The organism is Streptomyces sp. VNUA24, from assembly GCF_029167005.1.
In the GTDB taxonomy this organism is placed as follows: Bacteria; Actinomycetota; Actinomycetes; order Streptomycetales; family Streptomycetaceae; genus Streptomyces; species Streptomyces scabiei.
Genome location: NZ_CP119143.1, coordinates 9,799,362 through 9,826,320, shown reverse-complemented (window position 1 = coordinate 9,826,320; position 26,959 = coordinate 9,799,362). Strand labels below are relative to the sequence as shown.

General features: G+C 72.4%; 27 protein-coding genes. 13 read left to right on the top strand and 14 right to left on the bottom strand.

Going from position 1 to position 26,959, the window contains the following annotated elements:
• Positions 1–5: 5 nt before the first annotated feature.
• Entirely contained in the window at positions 6–770 is a 765-nt protein-coding gene (locus PYR72_RS42300; protein ID WP_275460205.1) for a hypothetical protein, read from the top strand.
• A 24-nt stretch (positions 771–794) separates the two neighbouring features.
• On the opposite strand, the gene PYR72_RS42295 is transcribed toward PYR72_RS42300, so the two are convergent.
• Together PYR72_RS42295 and PYR72_RS42290 are read right to left on the bottom strand one after the other, a co-directional pair.
• Positions 795–2,666, bottom strand: a complete 1,872-nt coding sequence (locus tag PYR72_RS42295) for a serine/threonine-protein kinase (protein WP_275460204.1) — start codon at positions 2,664–2,666, stop codon at positions 795–797.
• Between the two features lie 143 nt (positions 2,667–2,809).
• The gene (locus tag PYR72_RS42290) at positions 2,810–4,117 is read right to left on the bottom strand and encodes an aldolase/citrate lyase family protein (RefSeq protein WP_275460203.1); all 1,308 of its coding nucleotides are present in this window, start codon (positions 4,115–4,117) and stop codon (positions 2,810–2,812) included.
• A 191-nt stretch (positions 4,118–4,308) separates the two neighbouring features.
• On the opposite strand from PYR72_RS42290, the gene PYR72_RS42285 reads away from it, so the two are divergent.
• Positions 4,309–5,214 (top strand): endonuclease/exonuclease/phosphatase family protein, encoded by a 906-nt coding sequence (locus PYR72_RS42285; RefSeq protein ID WP_275460202.1) that lies wholly within the window; start codon positions 4,309–4,311, stop codon positions 5,212–5,214.
• Between the two features lie 54 nt (positions 5,215–5,268).
• Here the strand turns inward: PYR72_RS42285 and PYR72_RS42280 are convergent, their stop codons facing one another.
• The 4 genes from PYR72_RS42280 to PYR72_RS42265 all read right to left on the bottom strand — a co-directional run bounded on the left by PYR72_RS42280 (position 5,269) and on the right by PYR72_RS42265 (position 8,419).
• A complete protein-coding gene (locus PYR72_RS42280; RefSeq protein WP_275460201.1) occupies positions 5,269–6,231 on the bottom strand; it encodes an electron transfer flavoprotein subunit alpha/FixB family protein in 963 nt (320 codons plus the stop codon).
• Between the two features lie 93 nt (positions 6,232–6,324).
• Positions 6,325–7,110, bottom strand: a complete 786-nt coding sequence (locus PYR72_RS42275) for an electron transfer flavoprotein subunit beta/FixA family protein (RefSeq protein ID WP_275460200.1) — start codon at positions 7,108–7,110, stop codon at positions 6,325–6,327.
• A gap of 204 nt (positions 7,111–7,314) precedes the next feature.
• Positions 7,315–7,824, bottom strand: a complete 510-nt coding sequence (locus PYR72_RS42270) for a flavin reductase family protein (protein ID WP_275460199.1) — start codon at positions 7,822–7,824, stop codon at positions 7,315–7,317.
• Between the two features lie 181 nt (positions 7,825–8,005).
• Positions 8,006–8,419, bottom strand: a complete 414-nt coding sequence (locus PYR72_RS42265) for a thioredoxin family protein (protein WP_041670137.1) — start codon at positions 8,417–8,419, stop codon at positions 8,006–8,008.
• A gap of 75 nt (positions 8,420–8,494) precedes the next feature.
• Here PYR72_RS42265 and PYR72_RS42260 point away from each other — a divergent pair, with 75 nt between their 5' ends.
• Positions 8,495–8,911, top strand: a complete 417-nt coding sequence (locus tag PYR72_RS42260; RefSeq protein ID WP_275460198.1) for a DUF4395 domain-containing protein — start codon at positions 8,495–8,497, stop codon at positions 8,909–8,911.
• Positions 8,912–9,097: 186 nt separating this feature from the next.
• A complete protein-coding gene (locus tag PYR72_RS42255; RefSeq protein WP_045561734.1) occupies positions 9,098–9,826 on the top strand; it encodes a lysophospholipid acyltransferase family protein in 729 nt (242 codons plus the stop codon).
• A 7-nt stretch (positions 9,827–9,833) separates the two neighbouring features.
• On the opposite strand, the gene PYR72_RS42250 is transcribed toward PYR72_RS42255, so the two are convergent.
• The 4 genes from PYR72_RS42250 to PYR72_RS42235 form a co-directional block, all read right to left on the bottom strand.
• Entirely contained in the window at positions 9,834–10,427 is a 594-nt protein-coding gene (locus PYR72_RS42250; protein WP_275460197.1) for a transglutaminase family protein, read from the bottom strand.
• Between the two features lie 102 nt (positions 10,428–10,529).
• Entirely contained in the window at positions 10,530–11,600 is a 1,071-nt protein-coding gene (locus tag PYR72_RS42245) for a low specificity L-threonine aldolase (protein WP_275460196.1), read from the bottom strand.
• Complete coding sequence (locus tag PYR72_RS42240) at positions 11,597–12,349, bottom strand: SDR family NAD(P)-dependent oxidoreductase (RefSeq protein ID WP_275460666.1); 753 nt, start codon at positions 12,347–12,349, stop codon at positions 11,597–11,599. Before PYR72_RS42240 ends, PYR72_RS42245 begins: the two co-directional genes overlap by 4 nt.
• A gap of 47 nt (positions 12,350–12,396) precedes the next feature.
• The gene (locus PYR72_RS42235; protein ID WP_275460195.1) at positions 12,397–13,794 is read right to left on the bottom strand and encodes a DUF6421 family protein; all 1,398 of its coding nucleotides are present in this window, start codon (positions 13,792–13,794) and stop codon (positions 12,397–12,399) included.
• A gap of 414 nt (positions 13,795–14,208) precedes the next feature.
• Between PYR72_RS42235 and PYR72_RS42230 the strand changes: the two genes are divergently transcribed.
• Positions 14,209–14,892 carry a glycerophosphodiester phosphodiesterase family protein gene (locus PYR72_RS42230; RefSeq protein WP_275460194.1) on the top strand — a complete coding sequence of 228 codons (684 nt, stop codon included), beginning with the start codon at positions 14,209–14,211 and terminating at the stop codon, positions 14,890–14,892.
• A 3-nt stretch (positions 14,893–14,895) separates the two neighbouring features.
• Here PYR72_RS42230 and PYR72_RS42225 read toward each other — a convergent pair whose 3' ends face one another.
• Positions 14,896–15,435: a GNAT family N-acetyltransferase gene (locus tag PYR72_RS42225; protein WP_275460665.1), complete on the bottom strand. Its 540-nt coding sequence runs from the start codon at positions 15,433–15,435 to the stop codon at positions 14,896–14,898.
• Positions 15,436–15,579: 144 nt separating this feature from the next.
• Between PYR72_RS42225 and PYR72_RS42220 the strand changes: the two genes are divergently transcribed.
• The 6 genes from PYR72_RS42220 to PYR72_RS42195 all read left to right on the top strand — a co-directional run bounded on the left by PYR72_RS42220 (position 15,580) and on the right by PYR72_RS42195 (position 20,271).
• Positions 15,580–15,972 carry a VOC family protein gene (locus PYR72_RS42220; protein WP_275460193.1) on the top strand — a complete coding sequence of 131 codons (393 nt, stop codon included), beginning with the start codon at positions 15,580–15,582 and terminating at the stop codon, positions 15,970–15,972.
• A gap of 116 nt (positions 15,973–16,088) precedes the next feature.
• Positions 16,089–16,853, top strand: coding sequence for a VOC family protein (locus PYR72_RS42215; RefSeq protein ID WP_275460192.1), 765 nt, complete (start codon positions 16,089–16,091; stop codon positions 16,851–16,853).
• A 228-nt stretch (positions 16,854–17,081) separates the two neighbouring features.
• A complete protein-coding gene (locus PYR72_RS42210; RefSeq protein ID WP_275460664.1) occupies positions 17,082–17,642 on the top strand; it encodes a DUF5134 domain-containing protein in 561 nt (186 codons plus the stop codon).
• 138 nt (positions 17,643–17,780) lie between these two features.
• A complete protein-coding gene (locus tag PYR72_RS42205; RefSeq protein WP_275460191.1) occupies positions 17,781–18,722 on the top strand; it encodes a M56 family metallopeptidase in 942 nt (313 codons plus the stop codon).
• A gap of 134 nt (positions 18,723–18,856) precedes the next feature.
• Positions 18,857–19,540, top strand: coding sequence for a phosphatase PAP2 family protein (locus PYR72_RS42200; protein WP_275460190.1), 684 nt, complete (start codon positions 18,857–18,859; stop codon positions 19,538–19,540).
• A 32-nt stretch (positions 19,541–19,572) separates the two neighbouring features.
• Entirely contained in the window at positions 19,573–20,271 is a 699-nt protein-coding gene (locus tag PYR72_RS42195; protein ID WP_275460189.1) for an HAD-IA family hydrolase, read from the top strand.
• Positions 20,272–20,565: 294 nt separating this feature from the next.
• On the opposite strand, the gene PYR72_RS42190 is transcribed toward PYR72_RS42195, so the two are convergent.
• The gene (locus tag PYR72_RS42190; protein WP_037726535.1) at positions 20,566–22,074 is read right to left on the bottom strand and encodes a hypothetical protein; all 1,509 of its coding nucleotides are present in this window, start codon (positions 22,072–22,074) and stop codon (positions 20,566–20,568) included.
• A 195-nt stretch (positions 22,075–22,269) separates the two neighbouring features.
• On the opposite strand from PYR72_RS42190, the gene PYR72_RS42185 reads away from it, so the two are divergent.
• Positions 22,270–22,935 (top strand): DUF305 domain-containing protein, encoded by a 666-nt coding sequence (locus PYR72_RS42185; protein WP_275460188.1) that lies wholly within the window; start codon positions 22,270–22,272, stop codon positions 22,933–22,935.
• A gap of 30 nt (positions 22,936–22,965) precedes the next feature.
• Here the strand turns inward: PYR72_RS42185 and PYR72_RS42180 are convergent, their stop codons facing one another.
• Complete coding sequence (locus PYR72_RS42180; protein ID WP_275460187.1) at positions 22,966–23,442, bottom strand: DUF6214 family protein; 477 nt, start codon at positions 23,440–23,442, stop codon at positions 22,966–22,968.
• Positions 23,443–23,666: 224 nt separating this feature from the next.
• On the opposite strand from PYR72_RS42180, the gene PYR72_RS42175 reads away from it, so the two are divergent.
• Positions 23,667–25,019 (top strand): FAD-dependent oxidoreductase, encoded by a 1,353-nt coding sequence (locus tag PYR72_RS42175; RefSeq protein WP_275460186.1) that lies wholly within the window; start codon positions 23,667–23,669, stop codon positions 25,017–25,019.
• A 460-nt stretch (positions 25,020–25,479) separates the two neighbouring features.
• Here PYR72_RS42175 and PYR72_RS42170 read toward each other — a convergent pair whose 3' ends face one another.
• Positions 25,480–26,784 (bottom strand): SGNH/GDSL hydrolase family protein, encoded by a 1,305-nt coding sequence (locus tag PYR72_RS42170; RefSeq protein WP_275460185.1) that lies wholly within the window; start codon positions 26,782–26,784, stop codon positions 25,480–25,482.
• Positions 26,785–26,959: the final 175 nt, after the last annotated feature.

Sequence of the window (26,959 nt, the reverse complement as noted above, 5' to 3'; positions counted from 1 at the left end):
CCCCGATGGCCTCCGACCCCCGCACGCTGGAAGCGCTCGGCCTCGCCGTGGCGCCGCGCGAGGACCCGCTGAGCTACCCGGGTGTGTGGCCCGCCGAGTCCGGAATGCTCGACGGCAACCGGATGCTGCCCCTGGACACGCTCCGCTTCGAGGACCGCGCGCCCGTCCTCTCGGTCGGTTCCAACGCCTCCCCCGCGCAGCTCGTCCACAAGATGGCGGAGCACGGTGTGCCGTGCCGGATCCCCATGGTCAGGACCCGCGTCACCGGCATCGGAATCGGTGTCTCCGCGCACGTCAGCCTGCTCGGCTACGTGTCCGCGTCGCCGTTCCGCTCCCCCGGCACGACGACCGAACTGTTCCTCACCTGGCTCGACGAGGCGCAGCTCGCGGTGGTCGACGCGAGCGAGGGGGCCGACTCGCCGACCGGGAACTTCCAGCGGGCCCTCCTGCCCGCCGCCGACGTCCGCGTCGAGCTGGAGTCGGGGGAGGTCCTCGATCACGCCTGGATCTACGTGAACCGGTGGGGCGTCCTGCGCGACGGCGGCCCCGGACCGCGTCGCCATCCGGGCCGGCAGCGACCGCTCATCGGCGAGCTCCTCGCGGCGTCCGCGGAGTTGCGCGAACTGTTCGGCACCACCCCGGACGAGTTCTGCGCCCGCGCCCAGGGCGACCGGGCCCGGTGCGTACGGGGCAGGGAGCTGTTCGCCGAGCGGCGGTGGACGACGGTGTCGGGCCTGGAGCAGTACGTGGCACCGCGCCCGGGAGCGTAGGGACGGCGCTCCCGGACCCGGCTCTCAGCAGTGCGGGAGGCCCGGCACCGGGGCGTCGTTGTCGCCGCCCTGGACGTAGACGACGCTGACGAAGACGTTCCGGTTGCCGCTGTCGTCGTCGGTCTTGGCCCACCACACGTTCGTCCACCTGCCGGAGGTCTCGCGGCGGCCCAGGTTCTGCTGGCAGTAGAAGTAGTTGGTGCCCTGCTTGAGGATGCCGACCTCGGTGCCGGCGGCGTCGTAGGACTTGGCGGTCGTCCAGACCGTGCAGTTGTACTTGCCGCCGCCGATCGCGTGGCAGACCGGCTCCTCCTCGGTCGCCCCTCCGGTGCTCGCCCCGGTCGTGCCTCCGCCGGTGGAGCCGCCCGAGGTCTCCGTACCGCCGGAGCCGCCGGTGGTGCCGCCGCTGCCGTTCTTCGACGGGGAGGGGGACGCCTTGGGCTTTTCGTCGTCCACCTGCTCGTCCTTGCCGCCGGGGCTCGGGGTCGCGTCGACGTCTTGGTCGTCCTTGCCCTTGTCCTTGGCAGTCTCGTCGTCGGAGAGGTCGACCGTGCCCCGGCTGCGGCCCGGAGAGGGGGTGTCGCCGCCCGTCGCGTCGGCGGAGGTACGGGCGTCCTTCTTCTCGTCCTCCCCGTTGAGCAGGACGACGGTGACGCCGGAGGCGGCGAGGACGACGGCGACGGCCACGGCGGCGAGGAGGGCGCGTCCCTTGCCCTTGCGGGCGCTCCGGCCGCCGGCCGGGGAGACGGTGGTGACAGGTCCCGAGGACGGTGCCGGAGTCTGCGCGGCGGCCGCGCCAGGCACGACGGCCGCACCGGGCGCGGCGGCCCCCGCCGGTGATCCGGTGGCGGGGCCCGGGACGACCGGCTGCGGGGGACCGAAACCGGGGGTGGGGCCCGTCGCGCCGGCCCCGGCACCCGCGCCGGCCGTCGGCGGTCCGAAGCCCGGGGGCACCGACGGCATGCTCCGCTGGGTCTGCGGCCTCGGCAGAGCGGCCGGGTCGCCGCCCGCTCCCGCGGCGCCCGGGGAGGCGGGGGTCTCCCCGGCCGCCACGGCCTCCAGCAGGGCGCGCGCCTCATCGGCGTCCGGGCGCCGCTCCGGACGCTTGTCCATCAGCTGCCGCAGGACGGCTCCGAGCGGTCCGGACCGCCGGGGTTCGGGCAGGTCGTCGCTGACGATCGCGGTGAGCGTCGACCAGGTCGACGTACGCCGGAACGGGGAGGCGCCCTCGACGGCCGCGTACAGGGTGGCCCCGAGGGCCCAGACGTCGGAGGCGGGGCCGGGGTCGTTGCCCTGGGCGCGCTCGGGGGCCAGGTAGTCGAGGGAGCCGACGAGTTCGCCGCTGCGGGTGAGGTGGGTGGCGGAGCCGTCGCCCGGGTCCTCCATGGTGGCGATGCCGAAGTCGGTGAGGACGACGCGGCCCGAGCGGTCCAGGAGGATGTTGCCGGGCTTGACGTCACGGTGCAGTACGCCGACCCGGTGGGCGGCGGCGAGGGCGTCCATGACCTTGGCGCCGACGGAGGCCGCCTCGCGGGGGTCGAGCAGGCCCCGGTCGCGCAGGACGTCGTCCAGGGACGGCCCGTCGACCAGCTCCATGACGATCAGCGGGCGTCCGTCGACCTCGGCCACGTCGTGCACGGCGACGACCCCGGGGTGCCGGACACGGGCCGCGGCCCGTGCCTCGCGCTGCATCCGCAGCCCGAGGTCGGCCAGTTCGGGCGCGCCCGCGTCCGTGAAGGTGCGCAGTTCCTTGACGGCGACCTCGCGGTGGAGGACCTCGTCCACGGCCCGCCAGACGACGCCCATGCCGCCGCGCCCGAGTTGCCCCACGACCCGGTACCGCCCGGCGAGCATCCGCCCGACACCGTCCGTCTGTTCGTTCGCCCCCGAAGACACCCGCGCCTCGCTCCTGTGACACACCGATGAACGGCGTACAGCCTATGCGGTGCGCGGGGGCTCTTCGGACCGGCGCCAACAGCTGTCACAGGACCGCTACTTGGCCGCCCGCCGGCCCTCACCCGGGACGTGCCGGCCCGCCCCTACCGGCCGGACGAGATCGTCAGATCGGCCCGTCGGGGCGCCGCGAAGCCCTCCAGGTCGGCGCGGGCCAGACCGGTCGCCGCGGACACCTCGTCGAGGTCGAGAGCGCCGCAGTCCAGCCCCCGCAGCAGGTAGCCGCTGAGGGCCTTGGCGGTCGCGGGCTCGTCCATCACGTCGCCTCCGGCCCGGTGGGCGTACCGGGCGAGGCGGGCGGCGGCCTGTTCGTAGCCCTCGCGGTAGAAGGCGAAGACGGCCGCGTAGCGGGTGGGGAGGTGGCCGGGGTGCATGTCCCAGCCCTGGTAGTAGGCGCGGGCCAGGGCGCGGCGGGTGAGTCCGTAGTGCAGGCGCCAGGCGTCGTGGACCTGCTCGGTGGGGCCGACCGGCAGGACGTTGGTGGAGCCGTCGCAGACGCGTACGCCGGTGCCCGCGGCCGCGACCTGCATGACCGCCTTGGCGTGGTCGGCCGCGGGGTGGTCGCTGGCCTGGTGGGCGGCGGAGACGCCGAGGCAGGCGCTGTAGTCGAAGGTGCCGTAGTGCAGACCGGTGGCCCGGCCCTCGGCGGCGTCGATCATCCGGGCGACGGTGGCGGTGCCGTCGGCGGCGAGGACGGCCTGGCTGGTCTCGATCTGGATCTCGAAGCCGATCCGGCCGGGCTCCAGGCCGCGCGCCTTCTCGAAGGCTTCGAGCAGGCGGACCATGGCGGTGACCTGTTCGGTGTACGTCACCTTGGGCAGGGTGAGGACCAGGCCGTCGGGCAGGCCCCCGGCCGCGAGCAGACCGGTGAGGAAGATGTCGAGGGTGCGGATGCCCCGGTCGCGGACCGGCGCCTCCATGCACTTCATGCGGATGCCCATGTACGGGGCGGCGGTGCCGTTGGCGTACGCCTCGGCGATCAACCGGGCGGCGCGGGCGGCGGCCTCGTCCTCCTCGGCGTCCGGGCGCGGACCGTAGCCGTCCTCGAAGTCGACGCGCAGGTCCTCCACCGGCTCGCGCTCCAGTTTGGCGCGGACGCGGTCGTACACGGGCCGCGCGAGGTCGTCGCCGAGTCCGAGGACGGCGGCGAAGGAGGCGGCGTCGGGGGCGTGCTCGTCGAGGGCGGCGAGGGCCCGGCCGCCCCAGTCGCGGAGGGTGTCGGCGGCGAAGACGTCACCGGCTACGTAGACGGTGTGCACGGGCTGGCGGGTGCCCGGGTCGCCCGGGTAGCGGCGCTCCAGCTCCGCGTCGACGGAGGCGAGGGAGGCGCTGATCTCCTCGCTGACGGCGCCCGCGAGACTCGTCGCCACGTTCTCCTGCCGGCCCTGCCCCATTCCACACCCTCCACTTTCCGCACTGCGGAATCAGAAATCCGTATAACGAAGCTAACGGTCGATCTTCGCCCCGGTCAACAGCCTCTCGACGTGTGATTCCCCATGACTTCCCCCTGGTCACTGCAGACTCGGCCGCTTCTTCCGTATTCATCAGGCAAGGTTCATCCTGACCCCCAGGGGAGGAGATCGCGTTGCCGAAAGAGGTCGGAGTGACGCGCCGCCAAGGACTCAGGTCCGCGGCGGCCGCCGCCATCGCCGTGCCGCTGCTGACCACAGCGGGCTCGTCACTGCCGGCGGCCGCCGGCGAGTACGCGGGTGCCCTGAACGTCATGACGTTCAACGTGCGCTTCGCGACCGTCGTCGACAAGACGCCGCGCTGGAGCGTGCGCCGCCCGGTGATGCGGGAGCTGCTGCGCCGCGAGCGACCGCACGTCATCGGCACGCAGGAAGGGCTCTACCAGCAGCTGCGCATGATCGAGAAGGATCTCGGCGGCCACTACGACTGGATCGGCACCGGCCGAGGGGGTGGCAGCAAGGACGAGTTCATGGCGATCTTCTACGACACCCGCAGGCTCGACCCGATCGAGTTCGACCACTACTGGCTGTCCGACACCCCGTACACGATCGCCTCCAACACCTGGGGCGCGGACTGGCTGCGCATGGTGACCTGGGTGAAGTTCGCCGATCTCGCGGACGGGGGGCGGGAGTTCTACGTCCTCAACACGCATCTGGACAGTGTCAGCCAGTACGCCCGGGAGCGTTCCGCGAAGCTGGTCGGCGAGACGATCGCCGGATGGGACCGCTCGGCCCCGGTCGTGGTCACCGGCGACTTCAACGCGGCCGCCCACGACAACCGGGTGTACGACCTGATGCTGGGCAACGGACTCGTGGACGCCTGGGATGCGGCGGCCTCGCGCAGCCCGGCGTACGGGACCTACCACGGCTACCGGGCGCTCAAGCCCGACGGCCGCCGCATCGACTGGATCCTGACCTCGCCCGGGGTGACCACGCACTGGGCCGCGATGAACACCTTCTCCGTCGACGGGCTGTACCCGAGCGACCACCTGCCGGTGCAGGTCTCCCTGACCCTGGGATGAGCCGAGGCCCCCGTGACCGCCTCTGCGGTCGCGGGGGCCTCGGCCGACGGGACATCAGCCCTTGCGGGTGTTGATCTCGTCGGTGAGCTGGGGGACGACGTCGAAGAGGTCGCCGACGACGCCGTAGTCGACGAGGTCGAAGATGGGGGCTTCGGCGTCCTTGTTGACGGCGACGATGGTCTTGGAGGTCTGCATACCGGCGCGGTGCTGGATGGCGCCGGAGATGCCGTTGGCGATGTACAGCTGCGGGGAGACGGACTTGCCGGTCTGGCCGACCTGGTTGGTGTGGGGGTACCAGCCGGCGTCGACGGCGGCGCGGGAGGCGCCCACGGCCGCGCCGAGGGAGTCGGCGAGGGCCTCGATGAGGGCGAAGTTCTCGCTGCCGTTGACGCCGCGGCCGCCGGAGACCACGATCGCGGCCTCGGTCAGCTCCGGACGCCCGGTCGACTCGCGCGGGGTACGGCCGGTGACCTTGGTCCCGGTCGCCAGCGCACCGAACGTCACCTCCAGGGCCTCGACCGCACCGGCGGCCGGGGCGGCCTCGACCGCGGCGGAGTTCGGCTTGACGGTGATGACCGGCGTGCCCTTGGCGACACGGGTCTTGGTGGTGAAGGAGGCGGCGAACACCGACTGGGTGGCCACCGGGCCCTCGCCGGACGCTTCGAGGTCGACGGCGTCGGTGATGATGCCGGAGCCGATCCGCAGCGCCAGACGCGCGGCGATCTCCTTGCCCTCGGCGGAGGAGGGCACGAGCACGGCGGCCGGGGAGACGGCGGCGACGGCGGCCTGCAGCGCGTCGACCTTGGGGACGACGAGGTAGTCGGCGTACTCGGCGGCGTCGTGGGTGAGAACCCGGGTCGCGCCGTGCTCGGCGAGGGCGGCGGCGGTGTCGGCGGCACCCGCGCCGAGCGCGACGGCGACGGGCTCGCCGATGCGGCGGGCCAGCGTCAGCAGCTCCAGGGTGGGCTTGCGGACGGCACCGCCCGCGTGGTCGACGTAGACGAGGACTTCAGCCATGGGATTGCTCTCCTGCGGATTGCGAAGGCGTGAGGGAAGGGGAGGGGCGGCCCCGGCCGTGACCGGCGACGGTCGCGACGGGCCGCGGGGGCCTCAGATGAACTTCTGGCCCGCGAGGAACTCGGCGAGCTGCTTGCCGCCCTCGCCCTCGTCCTTGACGATCGTGCCGGCGGTGCGCGCCGGGCGGGCGGTCGCGGAGTCCACGGCCGTCCAGGCGCCCTCCAGACCGACGTCCTCGGCCTCGATGTCGAGGTCGGACAGGTCCCAGGACTGCACCGGCTTCTTCTTCGCCGCCATGATGCCCTTGAAGGAGGGGTAACGCGCCTCGCCCGACTGGTCGGTCACGGACACCACCGCCGGCAGGGACGCCTCAAGCTGCTCGGAAGCGGCGTCGCCGTCACGGCGGCCCGTGACGACCCCGTCCCCGACGGAGATCTCCGAGAGCAGGGTGACCTGCGGAACACCCAGCCGCTCGGCCAGCAGCGCCGGAACCACACCCATCGTGCCGTCGGTGGAGGCCATACCGGAGATCACCAGGTCGAAACCGGCCTTCTCGATCGCCTTCGCCAGCACCAGCGAGGTACCCAGCGCGTCGGTGCCGTGCAGGTCGTCGTCCTCGACGTGGATCGCCTTGTCCGCGCCCATCGACAGCGCCTTGCGCAGCGCGTCCTTGGCGTCCTCCGGACCCACGGTCAGCACGGTGATCTCGGCCTCGTCGGCCTCGTCGGCGATCTGGAGCGCCTGCTCCACCGCGTACTCGTCCAGCTCGGAGAGCAGACCGTCCACGTCGTCACGGTCGACGGTCAGGTCATCGGCGAAGTGCCGGTCGCCAGTGGCGTCGGGCACGTACTTCACAGTGACAACGATCCTCAAGCTCACGCCGGCTCTCCTACTGCATCGTCATTTCTGGGCTGCCTTCTGCAAGGCAGCATAGGCGCCTGAAGCGGCCGATCCCGATCGGGGCGACCTGCGCTCCGAACAGAATATTACTCACCAGTACGACGCCTACGCTCCCGCATGACGTGCCCGCTAAGCAAGCGCTTTGAACTGTGAGTTAGGCAACCCTGCGTAATCGCGCGGGGTTCAGTCTCGCAGACCGCCGAAGCGGCCCTGGTGGTACAGCAGCGGCCGGCCGGCGCCCGACGGGTCCCCCTCGACCACCTCGGCGAGCACGATCCGGTGGTCCCCCGCCGGGACCCGCGCCACCACCCGGCAGACCAGCCAGGCGAGCACGTCGTCGAGGACGGGAACTCCCTCCGGGCCGCTACGCCATCCGGTGGGCGCGCCGAAGCGGTCGGCGCCGCTGCGGGCGAAGGTGGCGGCCAGCTCCCGCTGGTGCTCCCCGAGTATGTGGACGCCGACGTGGGACGCCTCGGAGATCACCGGCCAGCTGGAGGCTCCGGTGCCGATGCCGAACGAGAGCAGCGGGGGCTCGGCGGAGACCGAGGTGAGCGAGGTGGCGGTGAAGCCGACGGGGCCGCCGCTTCCCCGAGCGGTGATCACGGCGACGCCCGCGGCGTGCCGGCGGAAGACGGAGCGCAGGAGGTCGGGGGAGGCGAGGCGGGTCGAGCGGAGGCCGGAGGTGGCCGTCATGGAGTTGTCCTTCTGCCGGGGTCGACGGGATCGCGCGGGGCTGCTCACGGCCTGGGACAGCGGGAACTGGCCGTGCGGACCAGGTCCACGTGCACACGCGCGAAGAGAAGGAGTTCTCGGGGCATTCCGTCAGGCTGACGAGAGGCGGGGTCCGTCGTCAAGTGCGTCCCGGTGTGCGGCTTCACACGGCCTCACCGAGCGCGGCGATCACATCGGCCCTGCGCGGCTGGCCGCTGGCCCTGCGCACGATCCGGCCGTCCGCGTCGAGGACGAGGACGGTCGGCGTCTTGAGGATGTCCAACCGCCGGACGAGATCGAGGTGTTCCTCGGCGTCGATCTCCACGTGGGCGACGCCGGGAACCATGGCGGCCACCTCGGCGAGCACCCTGCGGGTCGCCCGGCACGGGGCGCAGAAGGCGCTGGAGAACTGGACGAGTGTGGCCCGTTCGCCGAGCCCCTCCCCCAACTCCGCCGCGTCGAGCCGCTTGTCGCCGTCCCGCCCGCGCACTCTCACCCTCCCGCTCCGCCGCCGATGCAGCACTCCGTAGGCGCTCGCCAGCGCGAGCACCAGCCCACACACCACAAGTCCGGTCACAGCGTGCTTCAGCGTTCACGAGACTGCAAAGATTCCCGGCTGCCCGCGGAGATTGGCCTGAGGAATGCTTGACGCATGGACATCGATGTGAGGGGACCGCGCTTCGGGGCGGCCGTGACGACCGTGGTGCTGGCGCTCGTGCTGATCACCCAGAACCCGTGGCTGCTGGCGTGGCAGACGCTCGCCTTCGCGCTGGGCGCCGCGGGCGGGGTGGGGCGTTCGCCGTACGGCTGGGTGTTCCGCACGCTGCTGCGGCCCCGGCTCGGGCCGCCGACGGAGTTCGAGGCGCCGCAGCCGCCGCGGTTCGCGCAGGCGGTGGGGCTGGTCTTCGCCGCAGTGGGTCTGGTCGGTCTCACGGTGGGGCCCGCGTGGCTGGGACTGGGGGCGACCGGCGCGGCGCTGGCGGCCGCCTTCCTCAACGCGGTGTTCGGATACTGCCTGGGCTGCGAGATGTATCTGCTGGTCCGACGGGTGACGGTGCGCGCGGGGTGAGGGCCGGGTGTGCTTGCGGTGGTCGGTCATGTGTCCGACGTGACGAGAATCTCGCCTCGGGCGAGCGCCAAGACTGGCTACTCGTGCGTTCTTGGGGCACGATCTGCGGGATGCCGTAAACCTACGGCTGCGTAACTTCCCGCCGGGAGACCCCGTCCCAGGCAGAGAGAAGGGTCCACTCCGCCCATGGCAGAGCTTGTCTACCGCCCCGCGATCGGTCTCGCCCAAACCCTGTTCAAGGTCTGGGACCTGAAGATCGACCTCAAGGGGACGGAGAACATTCCGCGCTCGGGCGGCGCGGTGCTGGTGAGCAATCACATCGGCTACCTGGACTTCATCTTCGACGGCCTGGCGGCGCTGCCGCAGAAGCGTCTGGTGCGCTTCATGGCCAAGGAGTCGGTGTTCCGGCACAAGGTCTCCGGTCCGCTGATGCGGAACATGCGGCACATCCCGGTGGACCGCAAGCAGGGCGAGGCCGCCTACGCGCACGCCCTGGACTCGCTGCGCTCCGGTGAGATCATCGGCGTCTTCCCCGAGGCCACCATCTCGCAGTCGTTCACGCTGAAGAGCTTCAAGTCGGGCGCCGCCCGGCTGGCCCAGGAGGCGGGTGTCCCGCTGATCCCGATGGCCGTGTGGGGCACCCAGCGGCTGTGGACCAAGGGACACCCGCGCAACTTCAAGCGCAGCCACATCCCGATCACCATCCGGGTCGGTGAGGCGATAGAGGCGTCCAAGGACAAGTACGCGGGCGCCATCACCCGTCAACTCCGCGAGCGCGTGCAGGAGTTGCTGGAGGCCGCCCAGCGCGCCTACCCCGTGCGCCCCAAGGGCCCGGACGACACCTGGTGGATGCCGGCCCACCTCGGCGGTACGGCCCCGACCCCGGAGCAGGTCCGCGAGGCCGAGGCCCGCTGACCCGCGGTCACAGCGTCTCGGGGAGCGTCGCCCACAGCCGCGCCCGGTCGGGGGCGGCCCGCAGGGCGCCGAGCACGGCCGGATGCGGTGCGGCGTACAGCGTCGGCAGGTCCGACTCGCCCGCACCGGCGTCCGGGACGAACGCCAGGCGCTCCCCGTCGAGCGAGAACCGGGCGTCCACACCCGGCTTGTTGCCCCGGGGGTCCTGGCGGTGCCAGGCGCCGTGGAAGCGCACGGCGACCAGGCCGTGGATCACGTACCCGTCGCCGTCGTCGTCCGCCAGCCGCTGGTAGCACAGGGCGGTGGGGATGTCCTCGGCGCGCAGCAGCGCGGCCAGGGCATGGACTTTGGCGTAGCAGATCCCGGTGCGCTGTTCGAGGACGTCGGAGGCGCGCCAGGTGACGCGCGGATCGCCGGCGTCCTGGGAGTGCGGGACGGTGTCGCGGACGAACTCGAACGCCGCTCTCGCATAGCCATACGAGTCCTCCACGCCCTTGGCGAGCTGCGCGGCCGTCCGTCGTACGACCGGATGGTGGTGGTCGACGGCCTCGTCGGCGGCCAGATAGGCGGACAGGTCGGGGTTCTGTTGGATCGGTTCCATGCCCGTGGAGCATAGAAAAACGATCACCCGAGAGTCAATGACTTTTCGGGTGACCGTATATCTATGCAGTCTGCGAAGGCCCTCGGCGGGACTCAGCGGGTCTCAGCGGGCCATTTCCTCCTTGAGCGCCGCCACGAACCGGTCCACGTCCTCCGCGGTGGTGTCGTAGGAGCACATCCAGCGGACGTCACCCGCGGCCTCGTCCCAGAAGTAGAAGCGGAAGCGCTTCTGCAGGCGTTCGCTCACGTCGTGCGGGAGGCGGGCGAAGACGGCGTTGACCTGCACCGGGTACAGGATCTCGACCCCGTGGACGGCACGGACGCCCTCGGCGAGCCGCTGGGCCATCTCGTTGGCGTGACGGGCGTTGCGCAGCCAGAGGTCCTTCGCCAGCAGGGCCTCCAACTGCACCGACACGAAACGCATCTTGGAGGCGAGCTGCATGGACAGCTTGCGCAGGTGCTTCATGTGGCGGACGGCGTCCTGGTTGATCACGACGACCGCCTCGCCGAACATCGCGCCGTTCTTGGTGCCGCCCAGCGAGAGCAGGTCGACGCCAGCCGCGTTGGTGAAGGTCCGCATCGGCACGTCCAGGGCGGCCGCGGCGTTGGCTATCCGGGAGCCGTCCAGGTGCACCTTCATGCCGTGCGCGTGGGCGTGCTCGCAGATCGCGCGGATCTCCTCGGGCGTGTACAGGGTGCCGAGTTCGGTGCTCTGGGTGATCGAGACGACCTGCGGCATCGCCCGGTGCTCGTCGTCCCAGCCGTACGCCTGCCGGTCGATCAGCTCGGGGGTGAGCTTGCCGTCGGGCGTGGGCACGGTGAGGAGCTTCAGGCCCCCGACCCGTTCCGGCGCGCCGCACTCGTCGACGTTGATGTGCGCGCTCTCGGCGCAGATCACCGCGCCCCAGCGGTCGGTGACCGCCTGGAGCGCGACGACGTTGGCGCCGGTGCCGTTGAAGACCGGGAACGCCTCGGCGGTGGCACCGAAGTGGCTGCGGACGATCCGCTGCAGGTTCTCGGTGTAGTCGTCCTCGCCGTACGCGACCTGGTGCCCGCCGTTGGCCAGGGCCAGGGCGGCGAGCACCTCGGGGTGGACCCCCGCGTAGTTGTCGCTGGCGAAGCCGCGGATCTCCGGGTCGTGATGGCGCCGGGCGTCGGTCTTCGGAGGGTTCACGGCTTGTCGGTCAGCCACAGACGGTTTCCGTTCACTTCGGCGGCGGACTTGTCCCAGACGCCGGCGATGGCCTCGGCCAGCTCCGTGACGTCGGTGAAGCCCGCGAACTTCGCGTTGGGGCGGTCGGCGCGCATCGCGTCGTGCACCAGCGCCTTCACCACCAGGATCGCAGCCGCCGAGGTCGGCCCGTCCGGCCCTCCAGCCTTGCGGAAGAAGTCGGCCGTGGCCAGCGTCCACGCCTCGGCGGCGGCCTTGGCCGCGGCGTAGGCGGCGTTGCCCGCCGTGGGATTGCTGGCGCCGGCCGCGCTGATCAGGACGTACCGGCCGCGCTCGCTGCGCTGCAGGGCCTCGTGGAAGGCGAGGGAGGTGTGCTGCACCGTGCGGATCAGCAGCATCTCCAGGAAGTCCCAGTCGTCGAGGCTGGTCCGGGTGAAGGTCTCGCTGCCCCGCCAGCCGCCGACGAGGTGGACGAGTCCGTCCACCCGCCCGAAGTCCTTCTCGATACGGGTGGCCCAGTCCCGGGTGGACTGGAGGTCCAGCAGGTCGACCGTGTCGCCGACGACGGTGGCGCCGCCGTGCGCGTAGCGGGCCGCGTCGACGGCCTCGGAGAGCCGCTCGGGGTCGTTGTCGGAGCCGACGACGATCGCGCCCGCGTCGGCCAGCCGCAGCAGGGTCGCCCGGCCCGCGGGTCCGCCCGCGCCGGCCACCGCGATCACCGCGCCACTCAGTGCACCGTTGCCGTTCTGCATGGTCCTCGCCTCCTGAGCGGCGTCCGAGACGCCCGCGGGTCCGGCGCTCACGCGGCGATCCGCTCGGCGTTCGCCGCAGTGATGCCCTTGGTGGAGGCGATCACGGACTTCAGCTTCTTGGCGAGCGCCTCATAGAACATGCTGAGCGGAAACTCGTCCGGAAGCACGTCGTCGACGAGTTTCCGCGGCGGCTGCGTCAGATCCAGGGCGTCGGGGCCCTTGGCCCAGCGGGAGCCGGGGTGCGGGGCGAGGTACTCGGAGACCAGCTCGTACCCGGCGAACCAGTGGACGAGCTTCGGGCGGTCGATGCCGTCCCGGTAGAGCTGCTCGATGTCGGCGCAGAGCTGGTTGGTGACCTGCGGGGCGCGCTGCCAGTCGATGTGCAGCTTGTTGTCGGTCCAGCGGACCACGTCGTGCTTGTGCAGGTAGGCGAAGAGAAGCTGTCCGCCGAGCCCGTCGTAGTTGCGGACGCGCTCGCCGGTCACCGGGAAGCGGAACATGCGGTCGAAGAGGACCGCGTACTGCACGTCACGGGCCTGCGGGACCCCGTCGGCCTCCAACTTCACGGCCTCCTTGAAGGCGGTGAGGTCGCAGCGCAGCTCCTCCAGGCCGTACATCCAGAACGGCTGGCGCTGCTTGATCATGAAGGGGTCGAAGGGCAGGTCGCCGTGGCTGTGGGTGCGGTCGTGGACCATGTCCCACAGCACGAAGGCCTCCTCGCAGCGCTTCTGGTCGTGGACCATCGCGGCGACGTCCTCGGGCAGTTCGAGGCCGAGGATGTCGACGGCGGCGTCGGTGACCCGGCGGAAGCGGGCGGCCTCGCGGTCGCAGAAGATGCCGCCCCAGGAGAAGCGGGCCGGGGCCTCGCGCACGGCGATGGTCTCCGGGAAGAGCACGGCCGAGTTGGTGTCGTAGCCGGCGGTGAAGTCTTCGAAGGTGATGCCGCAGAACAGAGGGTTGTCGTAGCGGGTGCGCTCCAGCTCGGCCAGCCACTGGGGCCACACCATGCGCAGCACGACCGCTTCGAGATTGCGGTCGGGGTTGCCGTTCTGCGTGTACATCGGGAACACCACGAGGTGCTGGAGGCCGTCCGCGCGGTCGGCGGCGGGCTGGAAGGCCAGCAGCGAGTCCAGGAAGTCGGGGACCCCGAACCCGTCCTCGGCCCAGCGGCGCAGGTCCTTGACGAGGGCCTCGTGGTAGGCGGCGTCGTGCGGCAGCAGCGGCGACAGCGTCTCGACGGCCCCGACGACCTCGGCGACCGCCTGCTCGGCGTCGCCCGGAGCGGGGGCGCCCTCGGCGTCGAAGTCGATCGAACCGTCCTTGGACTGCCAGGGCCGGATGCGCTCCACGGCATCCTTGAGCACGGGCCAGGCCGGGTGCTCCACCACCCTACCTACCGAAGGAACAACGCCCTCCGCTGCCGTCTGCACAAGAATTTCCGTCATGACCCATCCTCCACGGGAGAACCTTTCGTAGTGACACCGTACGTAGCGAGGGTTCCTCACCGCAAGACCGATCTTGTGTGAGCCAGCCGGAAATCTTCCCGCCACCCCCGGCTCCTAACCGCTGAATCTCCTGTCACACGAGTCATGGATCACAGTTCGTGCGTCACGCTCTCCGAACGGAGGCACCCAGGGTCAACGCGCGCCGGACTCGCCCACTCAGGGATGACCCGCTCGGTGCGCGGCAGCTGCGGAAACGGTCCTGTTCCCGGACGTGACACGGGGTGACACGCCCCGAACGGGCTCGTGCACATGCGGATGCATCGCACGGCGGGAGGACTACGCTGCGCCCCAGCCGCGTGCCGCCCCTCCCCCGGTCACGCGGGCCGAGCCGCCGTCGACGGAAGCGAGTCAACCTTGAACTTCCTCACCATCGGTCACCGCGGAGTCATGGGTGTCGAACCCGAGAACACCCTCCGTTCCTTCGTGGCCGCCGATCGCGCGGGCCTCGACGTCATCGAACTCGATCTGCATCTGAGCAAGGACGGCGCGCTCGTCGTCATGCACGACGCGGACGTGGACCGGACGACGGACGGCACGGGCCCGATCGCCGACAAGACCCTCGCCGAACTGCGCGCCCTGGACGCGGGCCGCGGCGAGCGGATTCCCACCTTCGAGGAGGTCCTGGACGCGGTACGGGCACCGCTGCAGGCCGAGATCAAGGACACGGCGGCGGCCCGCTCCCTCGCCGAGGTCATGCACCGCCGCGACCTGGTGGGGCGGGTCGAGGTGCTGTCCTTCCACGACGAGGCGGTCGCCGAGATCGCCCGCCTCGTGCCCGGCGTGCGCACCGCCCTGGTCGCCAGCCGCTACGGCCCCGACGTGGTGGACCGGGCGGTGGCGGTGGGCGCCGCCACGCTGGTGCTGAACATCCGGCGGCTGACCCTGGAGGTCGTCGAGAAGGCCCGCAAGGCGAACCTGCGGATCATCGGCTGGGTGGTGAACACCCAGGACCACCTGCGGCTGGTCCGCGCGCTCCAGCTGGACGGGGCGACGACCGACTACCCGGACATCAAGCGCACGGGCCGTTTCACGGCCTGACGCTCACCCGAGCGGCTTGACCAGCAGCTCGAACCGCAGATCCGTGCGCAGCGGCACACCGAACCGCTCGTCGCCGTACGGGAACGGGGTCATCCGTCCCGTACGGCGGTAGCCGCGCCGCTCGTACCAGGCGATGAGGTCGTCCCGTACGGAGATCACGGTCATGTGCATCTCCCGGGCGCCCCAGGTCTCGCGGGCGAGGCGCTCGGCCTCGGCGATGATCACCTTGCCGAGGCCACCGCCCTGGAGGGCCGGACTCACCGCGAACATCCCGAAGTAGGCGTGGGAGCCGCGGTGTTCGATCTGGCAGCAGGCGACGACCGTGCCGTCCCGCTCCACGGTGAGCAGCCTGCTCTCGGGGGTCTTGATGACCTGCAGCACGCCCTCGGCGTCGGTCCGCTGCCCGTCGAGGATGTCCGCCTCCGTGGTCCACCCGGCCCGGCTGGAGTCCCCCCGGTACGCCGACTCGATCAGCGCGACGAGGGCGTCCACGTCGCCGTCGGTGGCGTCACGGAAGGTCAGACCGGTGGCGGCGGTGTCCATGAGCTGCTCCAGGCGGATGTCTGCGGACGGGAACACGCACGAGGGTATCCGCAGCCGCGTCCCGGCCCGGGGCGCGGGGAAGCGCCGCGAGAAGCCGCCCCCGCCCGTACCCGTGCGGACCGCCCGGCACCTACCCTCGATCGCATGATCCACGTACTCAGCAGCCGCGTCCTCCTGCGCCCCACCGACCCCGAGCGGTCCCGTGCCTTCTACGGAGAACAGCTCGGACTGCCCGTGTACCGCGAGTTCGGCACGGGCGACCACCGGGGCGTCGTGTACTTCCTCGGCGGCGGCTTCCTGGAGGTCGCGGGCCGCTCCGAGACCCCGCCGTCGCCCGCGCTCAAGCTGTGGCTGCAGGTGGCGGACGTGACCGCGGCGCACGAGGAGCTGCTGGCGGCCGGGGTGCAGGTGCGGCGACCGCCCGTGAAGGAGCCGTGGGGCCTGATCGAGATGTGGATCGCCGACCCGGACGGCACCGAGATCGTGCTGGTGGAGATCCCGGCGGACCATCCGCTGCGGTACCGGCCGGGCATCTGACGCTCCGCACACCGGTCGCCCGGGGCCGGAACCGGGCCGTCGTGCCCCGGTGGCCGGGGCCGGGGCCGGGGCATAGCGTGCTGGCAGGGGCCCGGACCGCTCGCGGGAGGCACGCGATGAAGCTCGACGAGCCCGTCGTCGGAGGACCTTGCTGGACCGAGCTGGGGACCAGCGACCTGGACGCGGCGAAACGCTTCTACTCCGAGCTGTTCGGCTGGCGTCCACGCACCGATCCGCGCCAGGAGGCGGGCGGTTACAGCGTCGCGCACCTCGGTGACGCGGCGGTGGCCGCCCTCGCCCCGCTCTACCAGGAGTCACAGCCGGTGGCGTGGAACGTGTCGTTCGCCGTACGGGACGCGGACGAGTCGGTCGGCGCCGTACGGGCGGCGGGCGGGACCGTGGTGCTGGAGCCCATGGACGTCTTCGACATCGGGCGGTTCGCGGTGGTGTACGACCCGGGCGGCGCGGCCTTCCAGCTGTGGCAGGCGCGCTCCTTCCCCGGCGCCGGGCTGTTCAACGCGCCCGGCACGCTCGGCTGGGTCGAGCTGCTGACCCGTGCGCCCGAGCGGGCCAGGGCCTTCTACACGGCGGTGTTCGGCTGGAGCGTGAGCACGGGCGAGCACTACACGCAGTGGGGCCTCGACGGCGCCGACTTCGGCGGCATGGTCACGATGGGCGACACGTTCCCGCCCGAGGTGCCCTCGCACTGGCTGCCGTACTTCGCCGTGGCGGACGTCGACGACACGGCCCGCGCCGCCGTCGAGGCGGGCGGCACCCTGCTCATGGAGCCCACGACCGTGCCGGAGGGACCCCGTATCGCGGTCCTGCGGGACCCTCAGGGCGCCGCCTTCGGGGTGTACCCGGCCGGCGCCGAGGGCTGACCGAGGGCGGCGGGCGCGCGGCGGGCCCGGCTCGGCGCTCCCCCCTGGCGCGGCGCTCCCCCCTGGCGCGGCGCCCCGGAGGCCGTGACCCCGGGTGCCGCACCCCCACGCGCTCCCCCGCGTACACCCTTGCGCTCGTATGCGCGCCATCACGTCCGGGCATGCCCTGACCGACTGCCCGACCTCGCTCTCAGCGCTGACCGATGTCGACGAACGGGGGGATGCGTGGTGCACGGACCGGTGTCGTCCGGCTGGCTCCTGGTCGCGCTGTGCGCGATGACCGGTGGGTACTGCCTGCTGCGGATGCGCAGTGCCGTCGAGGAGCAGCGCCGGGCCGCGGGGGGCGAGGCGTTGATGGGGTTCGGGATGGCCGCGATGGCCGTGCCCGCCGTGGTCGTCGCACCGCCGCGCTGGGCCTGGCTGGCCTGTGCGGTCGTCTTCGGCACGGCGGCGGTGCGTGCCCTGTGGTCGGCCCGCAGGAGTGCGCACCATCTGCACCATCTGGTGGGCGCGCTGGCCATGGTCCACATGGCCGTCTCGATGGCCGCCGGACCGGGCGGCGGCCACGGCGGCGCGGGCCTGCCCCTGGTGACCGGGGTGCTGCTGGCGTACTTCGCCGGCTATGTCCTGTGGGCGGGACTGCGGCTCGTGCCGGTGCCGGTGACCGCGGGCGCGCGGGGCGCGGCTGCCACGGCGGCGGCGACGGGGTGGGGCGACCGGCCGGAGCTGGCCCGGGCCTGCCGACTGTCCATGGGCATGGGGATGTTCGCGATGCTGCTGACCGTCTGAGCGGGGTCGCCGACCCGCGCCGCCGGCCGCGGCGGACAGCGGTTCGTCCGGTCGTGGGGCGTATCCGGCCGTGGGCTGCGTCACTTCGGCGGCGCCGCCCGTGTCGCGGCACACCGGCCCGCTCATAGGCTGCGCCTCATGATGGTCCCCGCGGCGTTGTTGCTGCTCGGCGCCCTGACCGCCGTCGTCGCCCCGCGGCTGTTGGCCCGCGCCGACTGGCCGGACCGTGAACCGGTGGTCGCCCTGTGGGTGTGGCAGTGCGTGGTGGCGGCCGTGCTGCTGTGCTGCGTGCTGTCGATGGCCCTGAGCGCGGCGGCCGCCTGGGCCGCGGTGCGCGGGCCGGTGTTCGCGCCCGCTCCGGACGGGGTCGTGGAGGCGTACGCGCTGGGCGGCGGGGGTTCCTGGGCCGTGGCCACGGCCGTGGCGCTCGCCTGCGGAGGGCTGTGGACCGGGGCGATGCTGACCCGCGAGATCGTCCGGGCCCGGCGGCAGCGGCGGCGGCGCCATGCCGAACTGCGGCTTCGCGCACCGTTGTTGCCCGGTGAGGAGCCGGACGGCGACCGGCTCGTGGTGGTGGAGGGCGACCGCCCGGACGCCTGGTGGCTGCCGGGCCCCGAGCCCCGACTGGTCATCACCACGGCCGCGTTGCGCCGGCTGGAGGAACGCCAGGTGGACGCGGTGGTGGCCCATGAGCAGGGACACGCGCGGGCACGGCACCACTGGCTGCTGCACTGTTCGGCGGCGCTCGCGGGCGGCTTCCCGCGGGTGCCGGTGTTCGCGGCGTTCCAGGGCGAGATGCACCGGCTGGTCGAACTCGCCGCCGACGACACCGCCTCCCGCCGCCACGGCCGTCTCACCATCGCCCTCGCGCTCGTCGGTCTCAACGAGGACCGGGGCGTGTTCGGGCCGTGCCCGACCCCCGAGGACCATGTGCCGCAGCGGGTCGACCGGCTGCTCGCTCCCCCGCGGCGCCTCAGCCCGGCACGTCGGCTGCGGCTGACCGCGTACGCCACCCTGGTGCCGGCCGTGCCGGTCCTGGTGGCTTTCGTTCCCGCTCTGCGGGCACTCGGTAGGTCGTGACATGGCAAAGAGGGCACAAAGAGAAACCCAAGGACAACGTACGGCGCGGCGGCTGCGCTCCGGATGCGCCGCGTGACGGTGATCTCACGGCCCGGCATTGGCCTGAGGCCCCACGAGTCGGTCAGGATCGCTGTATGCACACCCCCACCGTCGACGCGCCGCCCCACCGGCCGCCGGCCACCCGCACCGTCCGCGCCGCCGTGGCCCTCGCGGTCCCTTCCGTCCTGCTGCTGGTCCTGGTAGCGCTCTCCTGGTCGCCGCTGATGTCGCTGGACCGGAGCATCGCGGACACCACTCATCGCTGGGCCGTCGCCGACCCGGCACTCACCCACGCCTTCCGCATCCTCACGGACTGGGTCTGGGATCCGGTGACGATGCGTCTGCTGGCCCTGGCCGCCGCCGTCTGGCTGGTGTGGCGCCACCGGGACTGGTGGCTCGCCGTCTGGCTGGGCGTCACCTGCGCGGCGGGGACGGCGGTGCAGCAGGGGCTGAAGGCGGCCGTCGGGCGGGAGCGGCCGGCGTGGCCCGACCCGGTGGACTCCGCGCACTACGCGGCGTACCCGTCGGGCCACGCCATGACGGCCACGGTCGTCCTCGGGCTGCTGGTGTGGCTCCTGCACCGGTACGGCGCCGGGCGCGCCGTCGTGCGGACCGCCCTGGCGGTGGCCGTCGTCTCCGTCCTCGGGGTCGGCCTGACCCGGATCTGGCTGGGCGTGCACTGGGCGTCGGACGTGCTGGGCGGCTGGCTGCTGGGCGGACTGACGATCGCGCTGGCGGTGCTGGCCTATGAGAAGTGGCGTTCCCCGGGGCGTACTTGACCGGCCGGCGGCGGGCACGAAAGATCGACGGCATGACGGTCGAAGGGGTGTTGTTCGACTTCTCCGGAACTCTCTTCCGGGTGGAGTCCACCGAGTCCTGGCTCCGTGCGGTCCTCAGGGACGCCGGTCTGGTCCTGCCCGAGCCGGAGTCGCTGCGGGTGGCCGAGGCCCTGGAGCGGGCCGGTGCGCTGCCCGGCGGGGCGGTTCCGGCGGAGCTGCCGACGGGCGCGTCGGGTGAGCTGTGGGCGATGCGGGACCGCAGCGCCGACTCGCACCGGGCCGCCTACACGGCTCTCTCCCGACAGGTGGGGCTGCCCGACCCCGCGCTCCACGACGCGCTGTACGACCGCCATATGACGCCGTCGGCGTGGAGCCCCTACCCGGACGCCGTCGAGGTGCTCGCGGCCCTGCGCGAACGCGGGGTGGCCGTCGGGGTGGTGAGCAACATCGGCTGGGATCTGCGGCCCGTCTTCCGGGCGCACGGCCTCGACGCGTACGTCGGCGCGTACGTGCTGTCGTACGAACACGGCATCCAGAAGCCGGACGCGCGGCTGTTCGCCCTCGCCTGCGAGGCGCTGGGCGTCGACGCGCGCAGGACGCTGATGGTCGGCGACGACCGGCGGGCCGACGGCGGAGCGGCGGCTCTGGGGTGCGCGGTGCACTTCGTGGACCATCTGCCCGCCGCCGAACGGCCGGACGGGCTGCGGCCGGTGCTGGATCTGGTCGGCTGAGACGCCGTTCGGACCGGCTGCCGGGGGGCGCATCCGCGTTCATCTGTCGGCCGGTCAGCGCCGCCGGACGTCCGTCCCGGACCGTCCCCCGTGCGGCCCGGGACGCACGACGGCCGGACGGCGGCACGCCGGGCCTCCCCCGGAGGCGCCGAGTATAGTGCGCCGGCGCCGGGCCGACCCGGGAGTCGCGGACCGCACCGCGCCCCGGCCGGCCGGGACCCCGCCGTACGCGCGAGTCCCGCCGGACCCCTGGGGGCCCGGCGGGACGGGTGACGCGCAGACCGCTCGACGCCCCTAGTCGAGGTCGAAGTAGTCCGGCTGCGTCTGCACGTTGAGCTCGGACATGGTGACCTGCTGGGCGGGGTTCGTCCGCGGGTCGTCGAGCTTCAGGACGTCGAAGCCCTTCACCAGGTCGTTCGAGTAGATGTAACCGTTGTAGTAGTACGCCGACCAGGAGCCGCCGCCCACCAGGGTGCTGGTGGAGATCGGACCGCGCTCGAAGTAGGCGATCTCCTCGGGCTTGGTGGAGTCGGTGAAGTCCCAGACGGAGACGCCGCCCTGGTACCAGGCCTGGACCATGATGTCCTTGCCCTCGACCGGGATCAGCGAGCCGTTGTGGGCGACGCAGTTCTCGGTGTCCGCCTGGTGGCGGGGGATCTTGTAGTAGCTCTTGAAGACCAGCTTGCGCTTGTCGCCCTTGCCGGTGATCTCGTAGATGCCGTCGGCACCGCGGTTCGGCCCGATCGCCGCGTTGCAGGTGGCCGCGCCGCCGCCGCCCAGCTCGTCGGTGAAGACGACCTTGTCGGCGTCCTGGTTGAAGGTGGCCGAGTGCCAGAACGCGAAGTTGACGTTGTCCTGGACGCGGTCGATGACCTTCGGCTTCTTCGGGTTCTTGATGGAGAACAGGATGCCGTCACCCATGCACGCGCCGGCCGCCAGGTCCTTCGACGGCAGCACCGTGATGTCGTGGCAGCCCGTGGTCTTGGAGACACCGGGGTTCGTCGGCGAACCGGGGTTGCCGCCGCCGTCCGGTCCCTCACCGGGGAACAGGACCGGGAAGCCCACGACCTTCGCCCGCTCCGGGTGCTTGCGGGACACCTTGATGACCGAGATGCCGTCGTGCGGCGGCTTGCAGTCGGGGAACGAGGCGCTCGGCGAGTACGAGGAGACGTAGACGTAGACGTTCTTGCCGTCCGGCACCAGCGTGTGGGTGTGGGAGCCGCAGGCGGTCTCGACGGCGGCGACGTACTTGGGGTGCGCCTTGTCGCTGATGTCGAAGATCTTCATGCCCTCCCACGACGACTTCTCGGTCGCGGGCTGCGTGGTGCTGTTGCAGGAGTTGTCGCTGCGCGAGGAGTCGGTGGACAGGAACAGCAGGTCGCCGGAGACCGAGATGTCGTTCTGCGAGCCCGGGCAGAGCACCTGGGCGACGGTCTTCGGCGCCTTCGGGTCGCTGATGTCGAAGATCCGGAAGCCGTCGTAGTTTCCGGCGAAGGCGTACTTGCCCTGGAAGGCGAGGTCCGAGTTGGTGCCCGGCAGCGCCTCCTTGGGGATGTTCGTCAGGTGCTGCATGTTGGCGGAGTGGACGATCTCGTCCTGGCCGGGTATCTCGCCGGCGGCTATCGCCGCCCGCGCCTCGGCGGCGTCGCTCTTGGAGACCTTCTCCCGTACGGCGGGCGCGTCCCCGGGGTCAGGAGTCGCGGCCGCCGGTCCGGCGGTGAGCAAGGCGGCCAGGAGACCGGCCGCGGTCGCGGCGACCCCCAGACGTCTGCGCCGCGTCCGAAGGTTCTTCAACAGGGTCACTGTGTCCTCCCGTGTGGCCGTTCGCGGTCGAACGGTTCAGGCTCCTCCGAAGTATCGTCTTCATCATGCACAGATCAACAGACGGCAATGCACTTGTAACGAACAAATTTGATCACCGATCAGTGAATGCGTGTTAGGAAAGTTCGTCAACACCCACAAGGTGTCCGCCCGTTGCCGTGTCCCCAGGAGGTCACTGTGCTCGTTCGCCGCACCACCCGCGCGCCGCTGGTCACGGCCTCACTCACGGCCGTCCTCCTGGCGCTCGCGGGCTGCGACTCGGGGTCCGGGGCGGACCCCGACGGCGGTTCCGCCAAGTCGGGGGGACCGGCGGTGATCGCCCCCGGAAAACCGGGTGAGGCGGCTCAAACCCTTTCGCCAGCAGAAGTTGAAAAACAGCGCGCGGAGGACGACGCTCCGAACTCCGCGGACTACGACTACGCCCGCATGATGATCGTGCACCACACCCAGGCGCTGGAGATGACCGAACTCGCCCCCGACCACGCGAAGTCGACCCAGGTGAAGCGGATCGCCGAACGCATCTCGGCCGCCCAGAAGCCCGAGATCGAGGCCATGGAGGGCTGGCTGAAGGTCCACGACGCCGACGAGCACGGCACGTCGCACGACCACGAGGCGATGCCCGGCATGGCGACCGAGCGGCAGATGAAGGAACTGGGCTCGCTGGACGGGGCGAAGTTCGACCGGCTGTTCCTGAAGCTGATGATCACTCACCACGAGGGCGCGATCACCATGGCCACGGACGTGAAGGCGCAGGGCAACAACATCCTGGTCGAGGAGATGGCCGACGACGTGATCGCCCAGCAGGCCACGGAGATCAGCCGGATGCGCGACCTGACGACCTGACAGATACCCCTTGCCGGGCAGGCAGGGGGCTCAGCGCCGGGCGTGCCGGGGGCCGAGCAGGCCCTCGTCGCGCGCCCCGGCGATGAGCCGAAGCGACTTGCGGCGGCTGTGCCCGGTCGCGCACATCACGGCGACGACCGGGTCGTGGCCGGACCGCTGCGCCGCGAGGTACTCCTCGGCCACCAGCCGCCGCCCCTCCACCCCGCGCGGCCACGCCGGCCTGGCCCGGCGCCCCGGTCCGTACGGGGCCTCCGGCCGCTCCTCGTCGAGGTACACGGGCGGGGTGCCGCACGCCTCGAACAGCGGGCCCTCGATCCAGTCGGCCAGCTCCGTCAGGTCCTCCAGGGACAGCGGCGGCTGGGCGCGCACGTCCTCCAGGGACAGCCGGCCCTCGCAGACCACGGCGAGCACCTCGACCGCGGCACCGTCGGGGAAGGCCAGCCGCGCGGTGAACCAGGCCGTGGCGCCGTCGTGCTCCTGCACCTCCCAGGCGGGGCGCACGCTCACCACACCGTCCCGCCAGTGGCGATCGGAAAGGTTCAGAAAGGAGGCTTCCAGCACATACGCAACGTAAGCGCATGATCACATTCACTGCGAATAGGCACGCATACCGGGGGCGCACGGCACCCCGACGGCGCAGCACCCGGTCCAGCCTCCGCGCCCCTCCCCCGGCGGGTCCGGCGGTGTCATCCTGGAGGCATCAGCGATCTCCTCGCGTAGGGAGTTCCGCCGTGCTGCGAGTCGCCGTCGTGGGGTCGGGGCCGAGCGGGTGCTACACCGCCCAGAGCCTCGTCCAGCAGGACCCGGGGGTGCTGGTCGACGTCCTGGACCGGCTGCCCTGCCCGTACGGGCTGGTGCGCTACGGGGTCGCGCCCGACCACGAGAAGATCAAGTCGCTGCAGAACACCCTGCGTGCCGTGCTGGAGCACGAGCGGGTGCGCTTCCTGGGCGGTGTCCGGGTGGGCGCGGACGGGGTCCCTGCCGCCCGGCTGCGGGAGCTGTACCACGCGATCGTGTACTGCGTGGGCGCCGCCGCCGACCGCCGGCTCGGCATCCCGGGCGAGGAACTGCGCGGCAGCTGGTCGGCGACCGACTTCGTCTCCTGGTACAGCGCCCACCCGGACGCGACGGACCGCGCCTTCGGCGGACCCGTCCTCGGGGCGCGCACGGCGGTGGTCGTCGGCGTCGGGAACGTCGCGGTGGACGTCACCCGCATGCTCGCGCGCGGCGCGCGCGAGCTGAGCCCGACCGACATGCCCCAGGCCGCGCTCGCCTCCCTCGCCGCGAGCGAGGTCACCCAGGTCCACATGGTGGGCCGCAGGGGTCCCTCGCAGGCCCGCTTCACCACCAAGGAGCTGCGCGAGCTGGGCTCCCTCCCCGACACCCGGGTCGGCGTCAACCCGGCCGAGCTGGAGCTGGACCCGGACTACGTCGACCCGTCGTCCCTCCCCGCCGCACGGCGCCGCAACGTCGAGGTGCTGCGCGGCTGGGCCACGGCGCCCGCGCCGTCCGGCCGTCGCCGCATCCGGCTGCGTTTCTTCCTGCGCCCCGTCGAACTCCTCGCCGACGGCGACCGGGTCTGCGGCGTGCGCCTGGAGCGCACCGCACCCGACGCGCACGGCGGGGTGACCGGCACCGGCCGCTACGAGGAGATCGAGGCCCAGCTCGTCCTGCGCGCGGTCGGCTACCGGGGCGTCCCCCTGGACGGCCTCCCGTTCGACCCGGTGCACGGCACGGTCCCGCACGGGGCCGGGCGCGTGCTCCGCGACGGCGCGCCCTCGCCCGGCGAGTACGTGGCCGGCTGGATCAAACGCGGCCCGACCGGGGTGATCGGCACCAACCGCCCCTGTGCCAAGGAGACGGCGGCCTCGCTGCTGGAGGACGCGCCGGAACTGGCGGTCCGGCACGTGCCCGACGACCCGGTGGCGGCCCTGCGGGCCGAGGGGTGCGAGCCGGTCGAGTGGCGGGGCTGGCAGGCGATAGAGCGGGCCGAGGCGGCCCTCGGGGCCTCGCTGGGCAGAGGCGTGGTCAAGCTCCCCGACTGGGACGCGCTCATGACGGCGGCGCGCACCGGCGCGGGCTGAGAGCGCGGCGACACGCCCCGACGCATGCCGCTCGTGCCGGCCACGGCCGGGCAGCCCTCCCACGGGGCCCGTGCGGTCGGCGCCGAGACGGCCGGACCGCCGGGCGGCGGCGTCCACGGCGGCGTCGAGAAGCCCGGTGACGAGACCGGCCGGGTCGCACCGGCGGCCGTTCTCTCGGCGAGGTCGATCCGGTGGCGGCCGGTCTCGCGGCCGCGCCGCGGTGGACCTTCCGGTCACCCCGCTCGCGCGCACGACGCTCACGCCGTACGGGACCGGCGGCCCCGTGCGGCGGAGCCTCTGCCCGGCCCCAGCCCGCCGCGCCCCCTCGCGGGCCCTGTGGACGGCCCCGTCGCTGGGGAACGAGACGGACGGGGCCACGGGGCCTACGAGGAAGAGGGATCCGCGCGGTGCCGTCGGTGAGTCGGGGCGAAAGTGCCCTCAGGCGGCCGGATCGTGCCGTTCACCCCCGCTGGAGCAGACGGGCCGGGACCGCCCCGGCGAGGATCCGGTAGCCCTCCGGGTTGAGGTGCAGCCAGTCGCCGTCGTGGAGGCCCGGCTGGAGGCGGGCGGGGTTCTCCGGGTCGCGGACCGCGCGGTCGAAGTCGAGGACCGCGTCGAAGCGGCCGCTCGTGCGGATCCAGGTGTTGACGGCCTGCCGCGCCGCCTCGCGGTGTCCGGCGGCGTCGTCGTACGGGGTGTTGCCGCCGAAGGGCAGGAGGGTCGCGCCGTAGACACGGATGCCCTGGGCGTGGGCGCGGACGACGATCTGCTCGTAGGCGGCGACGAGGTCGGCGGTGACGCGCTGCTGGGCGGCGGGGGTGGCCTCCGCGGTGCCGAGGTCGTTGACGCCCTCGAAGACGATCAGCTGCTCGACGGCGCTGTGCGCCAGGATGTCGCGGTCCAGGCGGGCGAGGGCGTTGGGGCCGAGGCCGTCGTTGAGGACGCGGTTGCCGCCGGCGGCCAGGTTCACCACGGCCAGGTGCCGGGTGCCGGGCCGCTGCTGGAGGCGGTCGAAGAGCTGGTCGGGCCAGCGGTTGTTGCCGTTGGTGGTGGAGCCCCGGCCGTCGGTGAGCGAATCGCCGAGGACCGCGACCGAGGTCGTGGCACGCCGGGACAGCACCTCGATGTCACTGAGCAGGTACCAGTGGTTGGTCGGGGTCGCGCCGGGGAGGTCCGTGTCCTCGGTGCCGTCGCCGTGCCGGAGGTAGGAGGTCGTGCGGGAACCGGGGTGGGAGGTGAGCGCGAGCGACGCCTGGCCCTCGGCCAGATACGCGGTCACGGTCAGGACGGTGGCCGGCGCCAGGGGGAAGTCCAGGGGGTCCGAGACCACCTGGGCGCCGACCGGTACGGTCGTGGACCTCCGGCCGCTGAACGTCACGGTCCGCGAGGTGCCCGGTTCGATCGCCGCGACACCGGCCCGCCCGTCCCGCGGGAGGGCGACCGTCACGGCGGTCAGCGGCAGCGCGCTGCCGCCGAAGGCGTTGGAGAAGCGGAGGCGGACGCGGTCACCGCCGGTGGTGACGCGTACGGTCTGCCGCAGGGTGGTGTCGACCAGGACGGCCCGTTCCCCGGTGAACGGCGCCGGGGGCATGTTGGCCGGTTCGGTCAGCTGCGGCATGGCGGACCAGGTGTTCACCCAGTGCCGGGCGGAGGACGCCGCGGCGCCCGTTCCGGTCCCGTTCGTCCGCCGCGGGCCCTCGACCAGGGCGGCCACGGCGGACGACGCCATCACCAGGGCCAGTGTCAGGACGCAGGTGGTGAGCACGGTCGCGAGCGTCGACCGGCGCGACGGCCTGACGGGACGTGGGGTGCTGAGCGGTCGCAAGAGTGGTGCCTTTCTCGGAGGTCGGGCAGAACGGACCGTCGCGCGGGTGCGCGCCGCGCCGGCGCGCACCCGCAACCGGCCGGTCGGAGCGGGCCGGGGCCGGAGGTCAGCGAGT

What these genes read in the sequence shown, in the direction of transcription:
- PYR72_RS42270 (WP_275460199.1), bottom strand. Translation starts at nt 7,824, where the DNA reads ATGACGGCCACCTCCGGCCTCCGCTCGACCCGCCTCGCCTCCCCCGAC.
- PYR72_RS42290 (WP_275460203.1), bottom strand. Translation starts at nt 4,117, where the DNA reads ATGGGGCAGGGCCGGCAGGAGAACGTGGCGACGAGTCTCGCGGGCGCC.
- PYR72_RS42225 (WP_275460665.1), bottom strand. Translation starts at nt 15,435, where the DNA reads ATGGACACCGCCGCCACCGGTCTGACCTTCCGTGACGCCACCGACGGC.
- PYR72_RS42300 (WP_275460205.1), top strand. Translation starts at nt 6, where the DNA reads ATGGCCTCCGACCCCCGCACGCTGGAAGCGCTCGGCCTCGCCGTGGCG.
- PYR72_RS42220 (WP_275460193.1), top strand. Translation starts at nt 15,580, where the DNA reads ATGATCCACGTACTCAGCAGCCGCGTCCTCCTGCGCCCCACCGACCCC.
- PYR72_RS42200 (WP_275460190.1), top strand. Translation starts at nt 18,857, where the DNA reads ATGCACACCCCCACCGTCGACGCGCCGCCCCACCGGCCGCCGGCCACC.
- PYR72_RS42240 (WP_275460666.1), bottom strand. Translation starts at nt 12,349, where the DNA reads ATGCAGAACGGCAACGGTGCACTGAGTGGCGCGGTGATCGCGGTGGCC.
- PYR72_RS42255 (WP_045561734.1), top strand. Translation starts at nt 9,098, where the DNA reads ATGGCAGAGCTTGTCTACCGCCCCGCGATCGGTCTCGCCCAAACCCTG.
- PYR72_RS42195 (WP_275460189.1), top strand. Translation starts at nt 19,573, where the DNA reads ATGACGGTCGAAGGGGTGTTGTTCGACTTCTCCGGAACTCTCTTCCGG.
- PYR72_RS42235 (WP_275460195.1), bottom strand. Translation starts at nt 13,794, where the DNA reads ATGACGGAAATTCTTGTGCAGACGGCAGCGGAGGGCGTTGTTCCTTCG.
- PYR72_RS42250 (WP_275460197.1), bottom strand. Translation starts at nt 10,427, where the DNA reads ATGGAACCGATCCAACAGAACCCCGACCTGTCCGCCTATCTGGCCGCC.
- PYR72_RS42260 (WP_275460198.1), top strand. Translation starts at nt 8,495, where the DNA reads ATGGACATCGATGTGAGGGGACCGCGCTTCGGGGCGGCCGTGACGACC.
- PYR72_RS42205 (WP_275460191.1), top strand. Translation starts at nt 17,781, where the DNA reads ATGATGGTCCCCGCGGCGTTGTTGCTGCTCGGCGCCCTGACCGCCGTC.
- PYR72_RS42215 (WP_275460192.1), top strand. Translation starts at nt 16,089, where the DNA reads ATGAAGCTCGACGAGCCCGTCGTCGGAGGACCTTGCTGGACCGAGCTG.
- PYR72_RS42280 (WP_275460201.1), bottom strand. Translation starts at nt 6,231, where the DNA reads ATGGCTGAAGTCCTCGTCTACGTCGACCACGCGGGCGGTGCCGTCCGC.